The 14,995-nt window shown below is 45.5% G+C and carries 17 protein-coding genes and 2 tRNA genes; all 19 read right to left on the reverse strand.

Annotated elements, in window-relative coordinates; all coding sequences use genetic code 11:
• Window positions 1-23: 23 nt before the first annotated feature.
• Window positions 24-1,091: a PilT/PilU family type 4a pilus ATPase gene (locus ABFV83_RS10630; RefSeq protein ID WP_349948824.1), complete on the reverse strand. Its 1,068-nt coding sequence runs from the start codon at window positions 1,089-1,091 to the stop codon at window positions 24-26.
• Window positions 1,088-1,582 (reverse strand): short-chain dehydrogenase, encoded by a 495-nt coding sequence (locus ABFV83_RS10635; RefSeq protein WP_349948825.1) that lies wholly within the window; start codon window positions 1,580-1,582, stop codon window positions 1,088-1,090. Before ABFV83_RS10635 ends, ABFV83_RS10630 begins: the two co-directional genes overlap by 4 nt.
• A 13-nt stretch (window positions 1,583-1,595) precedes the next feature.
• The gene (locus tag ABFV83_RS10640) at window positions 1,596-2,009 is read right to left on the reverse strand and encodes a hypothetical protein (RefSeq protein WP_349948826.1); all 414 of its coding nucleotides are present in this window, start codon (window positions 2,007-2,009) and stop codon (window positions 1,596-1,598) included.
• Window positions 1,999-2,484 (reverse strand): DUF4860 domain-containing protein, encoded by a 486-nt coding sequence (locus ABFV83_RS10645; protein WP_349948827.1) that lies wholly within the window; start codon window positions 2,482-2,484, stop codon window positions 1,999-2,001. The genes ABFV83_RS10640 and ABFV83_RS10645 overlap by 11 nt, the downstream gene beginning before the upstream one ends.
• Window positions 2,485-2,499: 15 nt before the next feature.
• Window positions 2,500-2,823, reverse strand: a complete 324-nt coding sequence (locus tag ABFV83_RS10650) for a hypothetical protein (RefSeq protein ID WP_349948828.1) — start codon at window positions 2,821-2,823, stop codon at window positions 2,500-2,502.
• Between the two features lie 11 nt (window positions 2,824-2,834).
• On the reverse strand, window positions 2,835-3,887 hold the full coding sequence (locus ABFV83_RS10655) for a type II secretion system F family protein (protein ID WP_349948829.1): 1,053 nt from the start codon (window positions 3,885-3,887) through the stop codon (window positions 2,835-2,837).
• 29 nt (window positions 3,888-3,916) lie between these two features.
• Complete coding sequence (locus ABFV83_RS10660) at window positions 3,917-4,900, reverse strand: transglutaminase domain-containing protein (RefSeq protein WP_349948830.1); 984 nt, start codon at window positions 4,898-4,900, stop codon at window positions 3,917-3,919.
• Window positions 4,901-4,918: 18 nt separating this feature from the next.
• A complete protein-coding gene (rlmB, locus tag ABFV83_RS10665) occupies window positions 4,919-5,656 on the reverse strand; it encodes a 23S rRNA (guanosine(2251)-2'-O)-methyltransferase RlmB (RefSeq protein ID WP_349948831.1) in 738 nt (245 codons plus the stop codon).
• Complete coding sequence (locus ABFV83_RS10670) at window positions 5,653-6,111, reverse strand: ribonuclease III domain-containing protein (RefSeq protein ID WP_349948832.1); 459 nt, start codon at window positions 6,109-6,111, stop codon at window positions 5,653-5,655. The genes rlmB and ABFV83_RS10670 overlap by 4 nt, the downstream gene beginning before the upstream one ends.
• The gene (gene cysS, locus ABFV83_RS10675; protein ID WP_349948833.1) at window positions 6,096-7,499 is read right to left on the reverse strand and encodes a cysteine--tRNA ligase; all 1,404 of its coding nucleotides are present in this window, start codon (window positions 7,497-7,499) and stop codon (window positions 6,096-6,098) included. The genes ABFV83_RS10670 and cysS overlap by 16 nt, the downstream gene beginning before the upstream one ends.
• A 129-nt stretch (window positions 7,500-7,628) precedes the next feature.
• Window positions 7,629-8,171 (reverse strand): 2-C-methyl-D-erythritol 2,4-cyclodiphosphate synthase, encoded by a 543-nt coding sequence (gene ispF, locus ABFV83_RS10680; protein WP_349948834.1) that lies wholly within the window; start codon window positions 8,169-8,171, stop codon window positions 7,629-7,631.
• Window positions 8,172-8,309: 138 nt separating this feature from the next.
• Window positions 8,310-9,236 (reverse strand): diacylglycerol kinase family protein, encoded by a 927-nt coding sequence (locus ABFV83_RS10685; RefSeq protein WP_349948835.1) that lies wholly within the window; start codon window positions 9,234-9,236, stop codon window positions 8,310-8,312.
• 180 nt (window positions 9,237-9,416) lie between these two features.
• Window positions 9,417-10,052, reverse strand: a complete 636-nt coding sequence (locus tag ABFV83_RS10690; RefSeq protein ID WP_349948836.1) for a GntR family transcriptional regulator — start codon at window positions 10,050-10,052, stop codon at window positions 9,417-9,419.
• 23 nt (window positions 10,053-10,075) lie between these two features.
• Window positions 10,076-10,915: a carbohydrate ABC transporter permease gene (locus ABFV83_RS10695; RefSeq protein WP_349948837.1), complete on the reverse strand. Its 840-nt coding sequence runs from the start codon at window positions 10,913-10,915 to the stop codon at window positions 10,076-10,078.
• An 11-nt stretch (window positions 10,916-10,926) separates the two neighbouring features.
• Complete coding sequence (locus ABFV83_RS10700; protein ID WP_349948838.1) at window positions 10,927-11,796, reverse strand: sugar ABC transporter permease; 870 nt, start codon at window positions 11,794-11,796, stop codon at window positions 10,927-10,929.
• 88 nt (window positions 11,797-11,884) lie between these two features.
• On the reverse strand, window positions 11,885-13,303 hold the full coding sequence (locus ABFV83_RS10705; protein WP_349943722.1) for an extracellular solute-binding protein: 1,419 nt from the start codon (window positions 13,301-13,303) through the stop codon (window positions 11,885-11,887).
• A gap of 14 nt (window positions 13,304-13,317) precedes the next feature.
• Window positions 13,318-14,277, reverse strand: coding sequence for a uroporphyrinogen decarboxylase family protein (locus ABFV83_RS10710; protein WP_349943724.1), 960 nt, complete (start codon window positions 14,275-14,277; stop codon window positions 13,318-13,320).
• Window positions 14,278-14,673: 396 nt separating this feature from the next.
• Window positions 14,674-14,747: transfer RNA gene (locus ABFV83_RS10715), tRNA-Met, on the reverse strand.
• A gap of 34 nt (window positions 14,748-14,781) precedes the next feature.
• Window positions 14,782-14,854, reverse strand: a tRNA-Val gene (locus ABFV83_RS10720).
• Window positions 14,855-14,995 lie beyond the last annotated feature (141 nt).

Genomic DNA, 14,995 nt, shown 5'->3' on the forward strand with positions numbered 1-14,995 from the left:
CCTGGTACCCAAACTATGCGCTCTTACAGCGCCCTGTCGATTTTTTTTGCCATTAATTCGCTGTTGCTGCTGTAAATGACGGCGTTTTCCCTGGTAATTTTTCCTTCTTTATATAAATTCAAAAGACTGGTATCCATGGAAATCATTCCTTCTCCCTGACCGGTGGCGATCACAGAATCGATCTGATGGGTTTTGGCCTCGCGGATCATATTCCGTATGGCATTGTTGAAAAACATAATTTCAAACGCCGGATAAACACTGCCATCCACAGCAGGGATCAGCTGCTGGGAGACCACGGCCTGAACCACCATGGAAAGCTGCATCCGGATCTGCTGCTGCTGGTTTGACGGAAAATTATCAATGATGCGGTCAATGGTATTGGCTGCCCCCACCGTATGCAGGGTTGAAATCACCAAATGACCGGTTTCCGCAGCCGTCATGGCAATGCGTATGGTCTCGTAATCCCTCATTTCTCCCAAAAGGATCACGTCCGGAGCCTGGCGCAAAGCCGCCCGGAGGCCGGTCACATAGCTGTCCGTGTCCGTGGTGACCTCTCTCTGGGTCACCACGCTCTTTTTATGGCGGTGAAGGTATTCAAGAGGGTCTTCCAAGGTGATTACATGAGCGTTGCGGGTATTATTAATCTTGTCAATGATGCAGGCCAGGGTGGTCGTCTTGCCGCTTCCGGCCGGTCCTGTGACCAGGACAAATCCCTTTGTCATCCTGGCAATATCCATGACAGACTCAGGAATATTAAGCGTCCTGTAATCAGGCAGTTCAAAGGTTACCACCCTGATCACCGCTGCAAGGGAACCTCTCTGGCGGAACACGCTGGAACGGAACCTGGAAACCCCGGGAAGAGCAAAGGAAAAATCATCATCCCCATGCTCCCGGACCTTTTCCATGGCCCTGTTTCCTGCCAGCTCATATAGCTCTGTGATCAGTATCTCCATTTGAGCCGGAGATAGCTTTTCTTCATTCTGATTTATGATCCTGCTTCCTATTTTATATGAAAACGGCATGCCTGGCACCAGAAAAATATCTGATGCATTCTGTGCCACAGCAGCACTTAACAATTCAATTGCCTTCATCTTCCAGTCTCCTGATTCTTAAGTCTCCCGCCTGTCCACACCGGCATGGAATGATCAATTTCGTAATCCTCCGTCTGAATTACTTTCCACTTTGATATCCGGATATCTTCCTGCCCCTCCGGATCCAAGACCAGCTCTATGGAAAGAGCCTGGGACCGTTCCATGGGGATATTTACCGTTATGGTTCCCTTATCCGGTTCATAGGCATCTGAAAGCTCCCGGACCAGGAACTCCTTACGCTCCTGGGGATCCAGGCTCTTTTCCCGGATTTCTGCCGTCTTTTTTAAAACCATCTGGTAAAAAGCCTCGCCCTCTCCATCTGCCCGGTAGTACTCTGTCACCGCAAAAGCATTGCGCTTTGCCAGATTCCACTCACTTTTGGCAGTGCTGAGGGAAAGCATCCCAAAGGTTATCAGGCACATGACAATGAAAATGAGAATAAGGGAAGGACTGCCTATATTGGCCTTATAGGCCTTCTCCTGCTTTGCCATGGTTCCACCTCCATCAATGCCTGGTCTCATGTCTGTTCACCGTAAGGGAATAGACACTTTTCCCGTTTCTGCTTACAGTCACTTCCGCCCGTCCGGGTCCGGTCATTTCTGCCCTTACACCAAAAACAGCCTTTTCTTCTTCACAGGGATCACCGGCCTTGTCAAATCCCATTGCATAGCTTTCAGAGCCGTCCTCCGCCTCATAAGCCTGAAACCTTTTTTCAAGTCCCTCCGGGCCATTATCCTTCCAGACCTCCGCTACGCTTTGGGCGATCAGCACGCCCTGGTTTAAATCCGCCGCCTCCCTGCTCATGAAATCTGCTTTTACAAATGTTTTTATGCAGATTCCCGCGCAAAGGATAAAGAAAAAAACAACGGCAATCATCTCCATCATAAATACGCCTGAGGGGTGTTTTCTATGCATCATCCATCCCTCCGCTTCTTAGGGAAAGCCAGAGACTGCCTCCGCCTTCCGTTTTTATATGCAAAAGCCTGCCATCCATTTCCAGTGTAACGGGACTGCATTCCAGAATTTCATTTCCGTCTCCTACCCCCAGGCCGCTTTCTTCATCAGTAAATAATTCCCACAGCCTGCCATCCTGATAATAAATGAGAGTAACATAAACCGAATCCTGTATCTCCTGTTCCAGCTTAAGGACAGGGAGCCCATTCATCTCTGTCAGGGAAACCATGCCGGCTTCATCACCCTGCCTCACCTTATTGGCTATATAGCTTAAGGCCACATCCTTTTGGTAGGTATCCTCTGCCCTGGCATTGATATTCTCATAGACTTTGCCTCCAATAAGCACCGAGAATAAAGCGCAGAGCACAAATACAAGAAACAGCAGTATAGTAAACAGAGCATTAGCCATCTGGCCTCTTTGGTTTTCTTTTCCGCTCAAATGCCCACCTCCTGGTTATTGTTCATGGGGATTGACTGTAATATCCGGCATAAAATTGGAAGCAAAGCCGCTGTAAAACACAGCGTACCGGTTTCTGTCAATCTGTATTCCATAATTTTCTTCCAGATATTCCACGTTTGGCGGATATCTTCCCTCAATGGCATAGCACTGCACCGAAGCCCTGCGTATGGCATCCCGAAGAGTCTCTGCTCCCTTTGCATCGGTTTTCTTTGAAAAAACCAGCATGACCGACACAAAAAGAGCCACCCCGCATGCAAAGCCTGTCAGTGAGATCAGTTGACCAAGAGCCTCTTTAGAGGATTGTCCCCACTTTTTCATCAAAACTCCCCCTATCCGATGGCAGACAAGACACTGACCAGAGGAAGCATGACAGATAAAAGCACCAGTCCCACTGCAACGGCAAGCACAGCCACCACAGTAGGTTCAAACCGGCTGACCATGTGTTCCATGACCGTATCCGCCTCATCTTCATAGCTCCTGGAGATTTCCTCCATGACCCGGTCCAGCCGCCCGCTTCTGGTGCCTACCTTTATCATCTGCGCATAGAAACCTTTAAACAGCCCGGTATTCTTCATAGCGGTATAATAGTCTGTTCCAGCCTCAAGCTCTTTTGCACACTGTCTGATCTTTTCTTCCACTGCCTGATTTTCAACCAGCTGCCCTGCAAGCTCCATACCCTTTTCCAGTTCCAGTCCGCTGTGAAGGGTCAGTGCCAGGACCGCGGTAAAGCGCCGGTTGGATATTGCAAGAGCCATGGGGCTTCTTCTTTTCAGCCACTGGATCAGCCGTTTTGCAATCAGGAGCTTTTTCCCCTTCCTGCCAAGAAGCCACACCAGGGCAGCCGCAAGGGCCAGAATAACCGACAGAGCCAGAGAAACCCCGCAAAATACACCTCCAAGCCTTGTTGCAGCAAGAGAAACCGGCGACATCTCTGCCCCCAGCTGTTGGTATACATTTTCAAATATGGGCATAACCCTGGTAAATAAAACCAGAAGAACCACCAGAAGCATGAAAATCATGATAATGGGATATGTAACAGCATTCCTTATACTTTTCATAAGAATATGCTCTTTTTCATAATAACCGGCTAATGATTCCATGATCTGATCCAGGGTTCCTGTCTCCTCCCCCAGCTTTGCCATATGGATCACATAGGCTGGAAAAACACCTGTATTTTCAAGTACTTTTGAGAAAGGAACACCAAGCTCAGCCTCTTCTGCCATCTGCATAAGAATTTGTTTCTCTTCCTCCCATATGGAATCCTCCGCCATAACAGACAATCCCTCATCAAGAGGGATTGCCGCATGGAGAAGAATTGATATCTGAAGGCAGAAAGCGGAAAGTTCCCTTGCGGAATATCTCTTTTTCGCTTTCGTTTTCATCTGCCGCATCTCCTTTGAAATGAAGTTCTTTAGTATGTATATTTCGCTTTATAATTGGAACTGTTTGTGATGTATGATTGTATGGACGGGTCGCTGCCTCCTGAGGATGCAAAGGTCGGGTCCATAAGCTTCCAGTCGTATCCGTCAAAATAGATGATATTATCCACCCAGCCCTGGCCGTCAATATAAACATTGACCCATGCATGATAAAGGCTTCCTGTATATCCCACCACAAGCTTTGTGGGGATATCCTGGGACCGCAGCATGGCAGTCATAACTGCCGCGTAGTCAAAGCAGATTCCCGTTTTCTTAGACAGCACCTGATCTACATTGGGCAGATAGCCGGACTGAACGGAATTTGCCAATGCTGTATCATAAGTAAAATTGTTTACCACATAATTATAAACATTGGTCACGACACCAATATCATCAGACGCAGAAGCCGCAAGTTCCTCACCCTTTTTCACTACCGCACTTCCAGCGGAAAAATTTACGTACTGATTGGGGTAAAGGAAGGGATCAAACTGATCCGCAAGTGTTACATTGATATCACTGCTGGATTTTATGGCGTACTGGGTGCCCTGTACCTGTTCTAAGACCCGGACCGTGTATTTTCCGTTTCCTTCCGTAAGAGGAAATACCTCATAGGCAGATCTGGCATTCAGATCATAGGAATAGGTCTCTCCTCCGCTTTTTATTACCTGTACTTTTATCTTGGAAGAATTTCCGCTATACTGGACCATTACATAGCCATGACTGGCATTGGAAGCGTCTATCAGTGCAGAACCGTTTCCATATGTGACCGTTCCCGAAGCCTGAGGAGTTTTTACACTGCTCCCGGAAGGCTTTGAATAAAGAGGTACTGCTTCATCCTCAATGGTCACTACGGTCTTCCACTCAATACTTCCTTTTGTGCTGTCCGCCACAGCAATATTACTGCCTGATATGAAGCCGCTGAAAGAAAACAGTATCACTGCGCAAGCAGCCGCCATAGCCGTACCATTCTTTTTCATATTCATCACTCCTCATTATTATCCCAAACGTTGTCTTACTATCTCATAAGCCATCACTCCTGCTGCCACAGAAGCATTCAGGGAATCAATATCCCCCTTCATGGGTATGGAAGCCACCATATCACAGGTTTCCTTAACCAGCTTTCCCACGCCGCTTCCCTCGCTGCCGATCACAAGGCCGATGGGTCCCTTTAAATCAAGGCGGTACATCACTTCTCCGTCCATATCTGCGCAGACAAACCACATTCCCTTTTTCTTTAATTCTTCCATGGTCGCTGTGAGATTGGTCACCTTAGCCACAGGCGTATAATTAAGCGCCCCTGCCGAGGTCTTTGCGACCGTTGCCGTAAGTCCCACGGCCCGGCGCTTGGGGATTATGACTCCATGGGCTCCTGCCAGATTGGCCGTACGGATGATTGCCCCCAGATTGTGAGGGTCTTCGATCCCGTCTAACAGGAAGAGGAAAGGAGGTTCCCCCTTTTCTTCCGCTGCCTTTAACAGGTCTTCCACCTCTGCATATTCATAGGCCGCAGCATGGGCAATGACGCCCTGATGATGTCCTTCCTCGGACATCTGGTCCAAGCGCTCTCTCTCCACAAAATTAATGATGGTATCTTTCTTTTTTGCTTCCCTGACAATGGACTGGATAGGGCCATCCTGGACTCCCTTTTGTACATACAGCTTATCAATGGTCTTTCCGGAACGGAATGCTTCCAATACCGCATTCCTTCCTTCTATGGTAAATTCCTCTATCATTCCAGTTCTCCTATTCGTTCAAGTCCTCTGCCTACCAGGGTGATCAGACGTTCTAAATTGCCGGTTAAATAAAGATAGCCGCATAAAGCTTCAAATCCGGTTGCAGTTCTGTAATCAGCAACCGTTGCGTGTTTTGCGGTTGTCACAGCCTTGGCATTGCGGCCCCGCTTATATGCTGCCACCTCTTCCGGAGTTAAATCCTCCTCTTCAAGAAGCCGGCGGATGATCTCAGCCTGGGCTCCTGCATTCACCAGCGCAGCACTCTTCTTATGCATATTATGCACTTGGGTGCTTCCATGGTTCATCACCTTCGTCCGCACGATCAATTCATAAACCCCATCTCCGATATACGCAAGCGCCAGCGGGGAATAGGTTTTTACATCAATTTCTTTTAACTTTAATGTTTCCTTAAAAAATTCAGAAAACGCTGCCACTGATGTTATACTCTCTTCCATTTTACACCTTCCCTGGTGTCCTCAAGAACAATGCCCTTTTCTAAAAGTTTTCCGCGGATCTCATCGGCAAGAGCAAAATTCTTGTCTTTTCTGGCCTGCTGCCTGCCTGCGATCATGGCTTCAATTTCGTCATCCAGGATTTCTTCTTCTTTTTCCGTAATGATTCCAAGAACTTCGCACAGCCTCTCAATGGTTTTCTTTAAATAAATCACATATTCTTTAGAGCTGTCTTCATTTGTGGTGGAGTTGCTTAATTTCACCAGTTCAAATATAGTGGAAATGGCATCTGCCGTATTGAAGTCGTCATCCATTGCGGCTTCATATTTGGAAACCAGCTCCTGTGCGGCATTTTTATCCTCATAATCAAGAAGTTTTTCTGTCTTCACAGATGCTTCTAAGTCCTTTAACTTTTCAACTGCAGTTAAAATTCTCTCTAACCCGTTTTTTGATGATTCCATCAAATCAGCGCTGAAATTAATAGGACTTCTGTAGTGAGCACTCAGCATAAAGAAACGCAGCACCTGTAAATCATAGTTTTCCCCGATGTCCCTGACAGTGAAAAAATTACCCAGAGATTTGGACATCTTTTTATTATCAATATTTAAGAATCCATTGTGCATCCAGTATTTTGCGAATTCTTTTCCATTTGCCGCCTCACTCTGGGCGATCTCGTTCTCATGATGAGGGAAGATCAAATCTTCTCCGCCTGCGTGAATGTCGATCTGCTCCCCAAGATATTTCCTGGACATCACGGAACACTCAATATGCCAGCCAGGCCGTCCTTCACACCATGGGGACTCCCAGTAAGGCTCTCCTTCCTTTTTCGGCTTCCAGAGCACGAAATCGGTTGGATCCTCTTTTCCATCTACACCAGTTACCTTGATCTCACGGAAACCGGATTGTAAATCTTCCAGGTTCTTATGGGACAGCTTTCCATATTCCTCAAAGGAACTGGTGCGGAAATAAACCGTTCCATCTTCCGCCGCATAGGCATGGCCTGAGTCAATAAGATTCTGGATCATATCCAGCATACCGCAAATTTCCTCGGTTGCCAGGGGGCTTCTGGTTGCAGGCTTTACATTTAACGCCTCCATATCCTTTTTACATTCCTCAATATAACGCTTGGAAATGGTATTCGCATCCACGCCCTCTTCAATTGCCTTTTTAATGATCTTATCATCTATATCGGTAAAGTTTGAAACAAAGTTTACCTCATAGCCCTTATATTCAAAATATCTTCTGACCGTATCAAATACGATGATGGGCCTTGCATTTCCAATGTGTATGAAATTATAAACCGTTGGTCCGCAAACGTACATCTTGACCTTCCCAGGTTCTAAAGAAACGAATTCTTCCTTCTGTCTGGTTAATGTATTATAAATTTTCATAGTCTCTTCCTTTCTGCTTTACTGCCAATGCTTTCTGGCATAAAGGTATACCCGAAGGGTGTTTCCTCTTTACTGCTCATGCTTTCCGGACATACATATATACCTGAAGGGTGTTCCATTAATTCTGTTTTATTTTCCGCAGCCTTTGCAACAGCCTCCGCAGCCCTCCGCCATGATCCTGTCATCATAACAGTAATCTTCCATGGAGGTCAGGAGGACTATGGCCTGGGAGGATATCCCCTCTCCCTTTCCGGTAAAACCAAGGCCTTCCTCTGTAGTTGCTTTTACATTGACCTTTCCGTCGGGAAGCTTTAAAGCCTCCCCAATGTTTTTTGCCATCGACCGGCGGTAGGTCAGAAGCTTTGGCTTTTGTGCAATGACAGTGGCATCGATATTTTCAATCACATACCCCTTTTCTTCCAAAAGTTCTCCTACACGCTTTAAAAGTTCAATGCTGGATACTCCTTTATATATGGGATCCGTATCCGGAAAATGTTCACCAATATCTCCAAGAGCCGCCGCACCTAAAAGGGCATCCATGACTGCATGGACCAGCACATCTGCGTCAGAATGCCCCAAAAGTCCCTTTTCATAGGGAATCTTCACGCCACCCAGGATCAAATCTCTTCCTTCTGCCAATTTATGCACATCGTATCCCTGTCCAATCCTCATAATTCTTCCTTTCTTCTTTATTGCCCATGTCTTTTGGGCATAGTGGTATACCCGTAGGGTGTTTCTTCTTTATTGCCCATGTCTTTTGGGCATAATGGTATACCCGTAGGGTGTTTCTTCTATATAAAATGTCCATTTCTATACAATCATACGCAGCTTTCTGCCAATGCATCGAAGCTGCACATCGTTTTGGCAAAAACAGCTCTCTCCATCTACATGAACTGCCATTGGATGGTCCATATGGATTGTCACTTCTTCACAGGAATAATACCTGAAACCGTTATTTAAGGACTTCCTTCCCATAAGGGAACGAAGGAGTACAGGAATCAGCTTTCTTTTTTTCCTGTTGTTCATAACACAGACAGACAACTGCCCGTCCTCAAAATTTGCATCCGGGGCAAATTTAAACCCGCCGCCCTCGTAAGGGTGAATGTGGACGGATATAAAATAAGCGTTGCTAAATTCAATCTTTTGAACCCCGTTAAGGAGAATATAGCCTTTTGAGGGCTTAGCAAGAATAAGCTGCCTGATTCCCACCATGAGATAGGTAAGCCTCCCAAGGTACAGCTTATGAAACAGTCCCTTTGACTTAGAACAAAGAATGCTATGACAAACCGCCGCGTCCATTCCGATCCCCGCACTGACCAAAAAACGGCGATGGGATATTTCTCCATCTCCATAGGACAGAACTCCATAATCCATAAGCTTATAGTATTTTGGATGCAGTATCTTCTTCAGGCACCGGATCGGATTCTTTGGAAGCCTTAAGCTTCTTGCCAGATCATTACCGGATCCTGCCGGAATATACCCCATAGTAATTGAGCCGCAGAAGGAAATCCCATCCAGAATTTCATTTACAGTTCCGTCTCCGCCTACCCCGATGATAACGCTTGATTCCCTGCAGCCTTCCGTCAGCTCTCTGGCAAATCTCCTGGCATCTCCCGGCTTCTCCGTAAGAAAGGCCTGATACTCCGCATTACAGGCTTTTAACACACTTTCTACCTTTTTCCAAATGTTTCTTCCCCGTCCGCGGCGTGAGTTCGGGTTTACAATAAAATAGTACATGGAATCCCTCCACTTTTTGCTATTTGTTAGTATAACATAAAACAGGAGAAATGAATATAAAAATTATGGAAAAACCCATTGGCACTTATGCCGAAACGAAAAAAGAGCGGCTCTGCCCTGGCTGATCAATCAGCCCGGACAGCGGCGCCTTTCCTGCATTCCTGTATAAGTCCCGATTTTTTATAATATCTCATGCTTAAATGATTCCACATCATCAATCAAAGTCGCCTTTGCCAGCTCCAAATCTCCGGACTCAATGGCAGCTACCAGATGGACATGGTTGCTTCCATCGGAAACCTTACTTTCATTCCATAGCTTTGTAAAATATTGGTTGGAGATTCTGGTACAGATATTCATGGCATCTGCCAGTGATTTCTGTATGTAGCCGTTCCCACAGTAGCTGCACAATGTTCTGTGAAAAAGATTATTGGCTTCCCAGTGTAACTTCGAGTCCCTGGTATCAATAAGCCCTGCCGCCTCTTCGTTTTGACGCTTTAATTCATCAATCTGTTCTTTGGTAAGGCGGAAAAAACATAACTCCAGAGCGCCCAATTCAATCACTTTCCTGTATTCTATAATCTCTATAATCTGGCTTGGAAGTATGGCAGTAAGCTGGTAGCCGAATCTTGGAATATTATTAAGCACCTCTTCACTGCACAGCTGTACCAGGGCCTCTCTCACCGGAGTCTTGCTGACCCCGTATTTTTCTATGATTGTTCTTTCATTGATAATATCATTTGCCTGATATACGCCATCCAATATATCTTTCATTATGCCCTCGTATACCTGGTTTTTAATCGATTGGCCCTGCATCATGTTTCCCCTTTTTCTTTTCGTTATTAGCCTTTTACAGCCCCTGCCATCATTCCAGCTTTCTGAAATGTCTGCAATATTAAATATAACACAATTATTGGAATAATTACAAGCGTTGTACCTGAAAGAATTACAGGCCAGGGCGTTGAAAGACCCTCACTGACAGGCAGCAGAGAAATGGTTACCATCAGTGTATATTTGACCTGTTTTCTTAAGAACAGCAAAGGCCAGAAAAAGTCATTCCATCTTGCAATCAGGGTTACGGAGGCCCAGGAAGCCAGAGCCGGTTTAATAACCGGCAGGATAATCCGGCGGAAGATCCCAAAATCCCTGCATCCGTCTATTTTAGCCGCCTCAATCAGTTCATCCGGCACGTCGCTTATATACTGGTGCATATAGAAAATGCCTACAGCTGTAGCAATCCTCGGAATCACCAGGGACCACAGACTGTTAATCAGATTCAGCTTCTTCATGATCACGAACAAGGGAACAGCCCCCACCTCCGGCGGAACCAGCATGGTTGCAATAACAAAGTAAAACAGGAAATTTCTCCCCGGAAACTTGTACTTTGCAAAGGCAAATCCTGCCAGGGAACAGAAGAACAGAGAAGTCACCGTTCCCATAACTGTAGTAAACACACTGTTAAAAAAGTTGGCAGCAACAGGTATCATGGAAAACAGCTTGTTAAAGTTGCTTAACGTAGGATTTTCAATCAAAATGGACTGAAACCCACTGATGCTTTCTGAAGTTGGCTTAATGGAAATCAGGCACATCCATAAAATAGGAAGAATGCAGATGAATGAGATCATGATTAATGTCCCATGAACTGCAAAGGATGCCAGATTTTTCTTATTCTTATATCCCATAATCTTTCCTCCTATAATTCTCCCTGTCTTTTTTTCACTGTCATCTGTACCATTGAAATGACAGCCAGTATCACAATCAGGATTACGCCGATGGCGGACGCATAACCCATATTGAAAATATTAAATCCTGATTCATACATATACTGAAACAAGGATGTGTTAGACGTACCCGGCCCAGGCAAAATGTAGGATTCATTAAAAATCTTCCAGCTGTCCACGGTAAGGGTAATGGAGCAGAAAAACAGAATATTGCTCAGGGAAGGCAGAGTAATATAAAAAAACTGCTTCCATTTATTGGCACCATCCACAGTGGCTGCTTCATAGTAATCCCTGGGTATGTTTAACAGTCCGGAAAAAACGATCATGGTAAACCAGGGGGTATTTCTCCACACGTTCAGCATAATAACCGGAATCCTGGAATACTTAGTACTGGTGAGCCAGGGGACTTTTTCCAATCCAAGGAAAACCAGCAGTTCATTAAACAGCCCTACATTCTCATCAAAAAGCATTCGGAAAATCAATCCCATGGCAATGGCCGCACAGATATTTGGCAGGAACGTAACTGTCCTGAAAAATGCTTTTCCTTTGAGCAGATCGGAATTTAACAGGCTTGCAATGAGTACAGACAACACCAGTATGAATAGAAGGCCTGTAATCCAGTATTCTACGGTATTCCCCAGAGCATCCCAGAACATGTTGTCAATCAGCAGCTTCTTATAATTGCCAAACCCGCAAAACTTGGGCGTCCCGATCCCCTTCCAGTTGGTAAGGCTGATGTAAAAAGTCCAGATGGCGGGGATCAGCTGGAATACAAGAAACAACAGAAAAAACGGCAGTATGAACAGATAGGGAGCTTTATATTTATTCAATGTCTTAAGCATATGATTTCTCCTCACATTTTTATTCCTTCGCTCATTGCTGGCGTAAATACAAGGGGAAGGCAGTTCCTTCCCCTTATAAAGTTTCCTGCTACTTGATGATTTCCGCCTGACCGATTTTAGCCTTTAAGTTCTTATCCATATTGGCGATGGCCTGATCCATGGTCTGGTTGCCTGCCACGTAATTCTCAAGTTCTGCCGAAATAATGCCATCCGCCTCTGCATCCTGAGGTGTAACAACCAGATTGACCGCACCGTTCTCCAGACATTTTCCCTCTGTCTCCCTAAAGGACATACCGCCATAGAAACTGGAAGGCTCTTTCCAGAAGTTATCCTGAAGCATTTCTAAGGAAATAGGGTTGGCATATGGAGCATTCTGGGATTCCATGGATTTTACCCATGTATTCCTGGACTGGGTATCAAAGGTAAAATCCTTCCAAAGCTGTTCCAGAAGACCGGCATATACGTTATCACCCTTGTTTACAATACAGAAATAGGAGGATACAGGAGCCCCTGCTTTGCCAACGCCTTCAAACACAGGGGAAGACATGACCCCCCACTGTCCTGTAGTCGCCTGGCAGTTCTTTCTCATGAATTCATCCCAGAAAGCTCCGATATAGAAGGTGGCCACTTTCTGCCCGTTGATTGCATCATATAATGCAGGTTCCATGATTTCGGATTTTAACAGGAGTCCCTCTGAATATAAAGTATCCAGAGTTCCCAAAGCCAGCTTTGTTCCTTCATCCTCTCCTATTACAATGCTGCCGTTTTCATCCCAGATTCTTGCATTGGCCTGAGGCATAAGGCCTCTTCTTCCCCAGTACCTCCAGGTCTTGCTGCTGGGGCTTATATAGGACAAATACACCTCACCATTGCTCTTTTCCTTTAACTGGCGCCCTGCTTCCACATAACCGTCAAAGGTTTCCATCATAGCCGGATCCACACCGTATTTTTCAAAAATGTCCTTGTTATAGAATAACACATTAGGGCGCACAGATTCCGGAAGTCCGTAAATCCTGCCGTTTAATGTTGCATCATTGGCAGCGCCTTCCACCATCTGATCCAGGTAGGGCTTTAGGAAGTCTGTCTCATCCTTTAGTATCCCTGCCTGAGAAAGATCCATGATATTCACCGGGTCTAGATATGTAGCATCAGGAAGGTCGTCATCTGCTCCTGCCAGTGCAGTCATGGTGATTTTTTCACGGCTCTGGGCATGTCCCTCTGTCTGTACGATCTCAATCTTTACATCCGGAGCAATATCTTTGTGGTCAGCCAGCCAGGCATCATAGTACTCCTGAAGATACTGGGGCTGGCCCGTGCCGTAAATAGTGATGGTACCTGCCGGATAAACGGTTTTATCCTCAGCCGTACTTTTTTCCTTGTCTGCTGTCTGGGTGCTGTCACCAGCCGCTGCCGTTGTACTGTCCGTACCAGCGCCGTTCCCTCCGCAGCCTGCAATCATGCCTGCTGTCATCACTGCTGCCAAAAGGCTTGCTACTGTTCTTTTCATTTTTTCTCCTCCTTTTACATCTCTCTTGCCGCTTCTGCAATTGCACGGATCCTGTCATAAGGAATCTCTGTAGGAAGTGTGCAGTCAGCGCCAAGGATGAATGATGTTTTTCCATAATCACGAATCACCTTTTTTGCTTCTGCTTTTAGTTCATCTATGGTCCCTTCTACCATGACTCCGCTTCTGTTGGCAAGTCCGCCCATGACGGTTATGCCGTTGAAAAGCCGTTTCCCCTCTTCAAGGCTGAAATCTGTCTCATAAGTGCCCCAGTTTACCACATCAGCCAAGCCGTTGTAGGATTCGTATCTCTTCATATTTAAATTATTTTTGCACATATGAAGGAAATTGATACATCCTGCTTCTTTGGAAGCTTTTAATATCTCCTTGTCAAAAGGTTCTATCATTTCCGAAAACTCTTCATCCGTAAAGTAATGCTTCTCTCCCCCTAATGCTGCGTAATAAATTCCATCCAGTCCCAGTTCCTTATATTTTACTGCCAGCTGGCACATGCCGTCTGCAATTCTCTTAAATGCTTCCAGAACCGGCTGCTTATTCTCCCTGATATGGGTACAGAACAATTCTCTTACGCTCTCATAACCATAGCGCGCTTCAATGGGATGAATGGCGGATGCACAAATGCCGTGAAGCGTGCCCAGGGAGAATGCATCAGGATCTGCCTTATCCAGGATTCTCTTTACCATTTCAATCTGGCTTTTCATAAAGGCATCATTTAAGGAATAGTGAGGTATTTTATTCCAGTCCTCAGGAGTCCTGATTTCCCCTGCATCAGGAACCAGGTTCTCATTCATGATCTTGATAATATCCGTATCGGTCTGCCGGAAAAATTCAAGATGAGATTCCACTCCCTTCTCCCCTTTTGCCTCGCTTTCCGGAAAGTGTAATGAAAATCCGGTGGGCACATAATCCACCTCTTTTCCCTGGATGGCTGCTAAAACCCGCTCTCTCTTTGTCATAACCCTATCTCCTTTGCTCTTCTGTTTATATTACTGATATTATCACTGTTATTATCACTTGTCAATATGGATATCGTCATTTTTTATACTTTTCCTGATATTTCTTTTTTATTTTGTGCACTTTGTCTTTGCATTCAGTTTTCCGTCTGCAGGAAGCTGCACCTTTCTTTACAATGTTACGCCTCATTACAATCCTGTAATTGTGGCAGTTCCATAAATTTTCTTGTCAAGCGGATATTCGCAATGACCAATGGGTCGTCCCTCCGCACCCCCACTTACTGCTTTTCCCATTTGAAGCGGGGGACTTACCTGGCTCGGTTAAACTCCATGGAACAACTCTGGTTTTATATGGGGATGAAAAAAAGACATCTGCTATATAACAGATGTCTTAAAAAGTAGCGGAAGGGAGATTCGAACTCTCGACACCACGGGTATGAACCGTGTGCTCTGGCCAACTGAGCTATTCCGCCATATTTAATTGGTGATAAGCAATTTACTTATCAATGGGACCTACAGGGCTCGAACCTGTGACCCTCTGCTTGTAAGGCAGATGCTCTCCCAGCTGAGCTAAGATCCCAGTGCTTGTCTTGGTCAGGAGCTCTTTATTTTCTCCCGTTCCCGACTGCTTCATTAGTATAATATTAATTGTATTAATTGTCAACACTTTTTTGTCAATTTTTTTCATTTTTTCCTGCCTCTTTATAAAACCTAGATTTTA

This window comes from Lacrimispora sp. BS-2 (assembly GCF_040207125.1).
Taxonomy (GTDB): Bacteria; Bacillota; Clostridia; order Lachnospirales; family Lachnospiraceae; genus Lacrimispora.

Coding starts and splice junctions, on each gene's coding strand:
- ABFV83_RS10630 (WP_349948824.1), bottom strand. CDS start 1,091: ATGAAGGCAATTGAATTGTTAAGTGCTGCTGTGGCACAGAATGCATCA.
- ABFV83_RS10635 (WP_349948825.1), bottom strand. CDS start 1,582: ATGGCAAAGCAGGAGAAGGCCTATAAGGCCAATATAGGCAGTCCTTCC.
- ABFV83_RS10640 (WP_349948826.1), bottom strand. CDS start 2,009: ATGATGCATAGAAAACACCCCTCAGGCGTATTTATGATGGAGATGATT.
- ABFV83_RS10650 (WP_349948828.1), bottom strand. CDS start 2,823: ATGAAAAAGTGGGGACAATCCTCTAAAGAGGCTCTTGGTCAACTGATC.
- ABFV83_RS10655 (WP_349948829.1), bottom strand. CDS start 3,887: ATGAAAACGAAAGCGAAAAAGAGATATTCCGCAAGGGAACTTTCCGCT.
- ABFV83_RS10660 (WP_349948830.1), bottom strand. CDS start 4,900: ATGAAAAAGAATGGTACGGCTATGGCGGCTGCTTGCGCAGTGATACTG.
- rlmB (WP_349948831.1), bottom strand. CDS start 5,656: ATGATAGAGGAATTTACCATAGAAGGAAGGAATGCGGTATTGGAAGCA.
- ABFV83_RS10670 (WP_349948832.1), bottom strand. CDS start 6,111: ATGGAAGAGAGTATAACATCAGTGGCAGCGTTTTCTGAATTTTTTAAG.
- cysS (WP_349948833.1), bottom strand. CDS start 7,499: ATGAAAATTTATAATACATTAACCAGACAGAAGGAAGAATTCGTTTCT.
- ispF (WP_349948834.1), bottom strand. CDS start 8,171: ATGAGGATTGGACAGGGATACGATGTGCATAAATTGGCAGAAGGAAGA.
- ABFV83_RS10685 (WP_349948835.1), bottom strand. CDS start 9,236: ATGTACTATTTTATTGTAAACCCGAACTCACGCCGCGGACGGGGAAGA.
- ABFV83_RS10690 (WP_349948836.1), bottom strand. CDS start 10,052: ATGATGCAGGGCCAATCGATTAAAAACCAGGTATACGAGGGCATAATG.
- ABFV83_RS10695 (WP_349948837.1), bottom strand. CDS start 10,915: ATGGGATATAAGAATAAGAAAAATCTGGCATCCTTTGCAGTTCATGGG.
- ABFV83_RS10700 (WP_349948838.1), bottom strand. CDS start 11,796: ATGCTTAAGACATTGAATAAATATAAAGCTCCCTATCTGTTCATACTG.
- ABFV83_RS10705 (WP_349943722.1), bottom strand. CDS start 13,303: ATGAAAAGAACAGTAGCAAGCCTTTTGGCAGCAGTGATGACAGCAGGC.
- ABFV83_RS10710 (WP_349943724.1), bottom strand. CDS start 14,277: ATGACAAAGAGAGAGCGGGTTTTAGCAGCCATCCAGGGAAAAGAGGTG.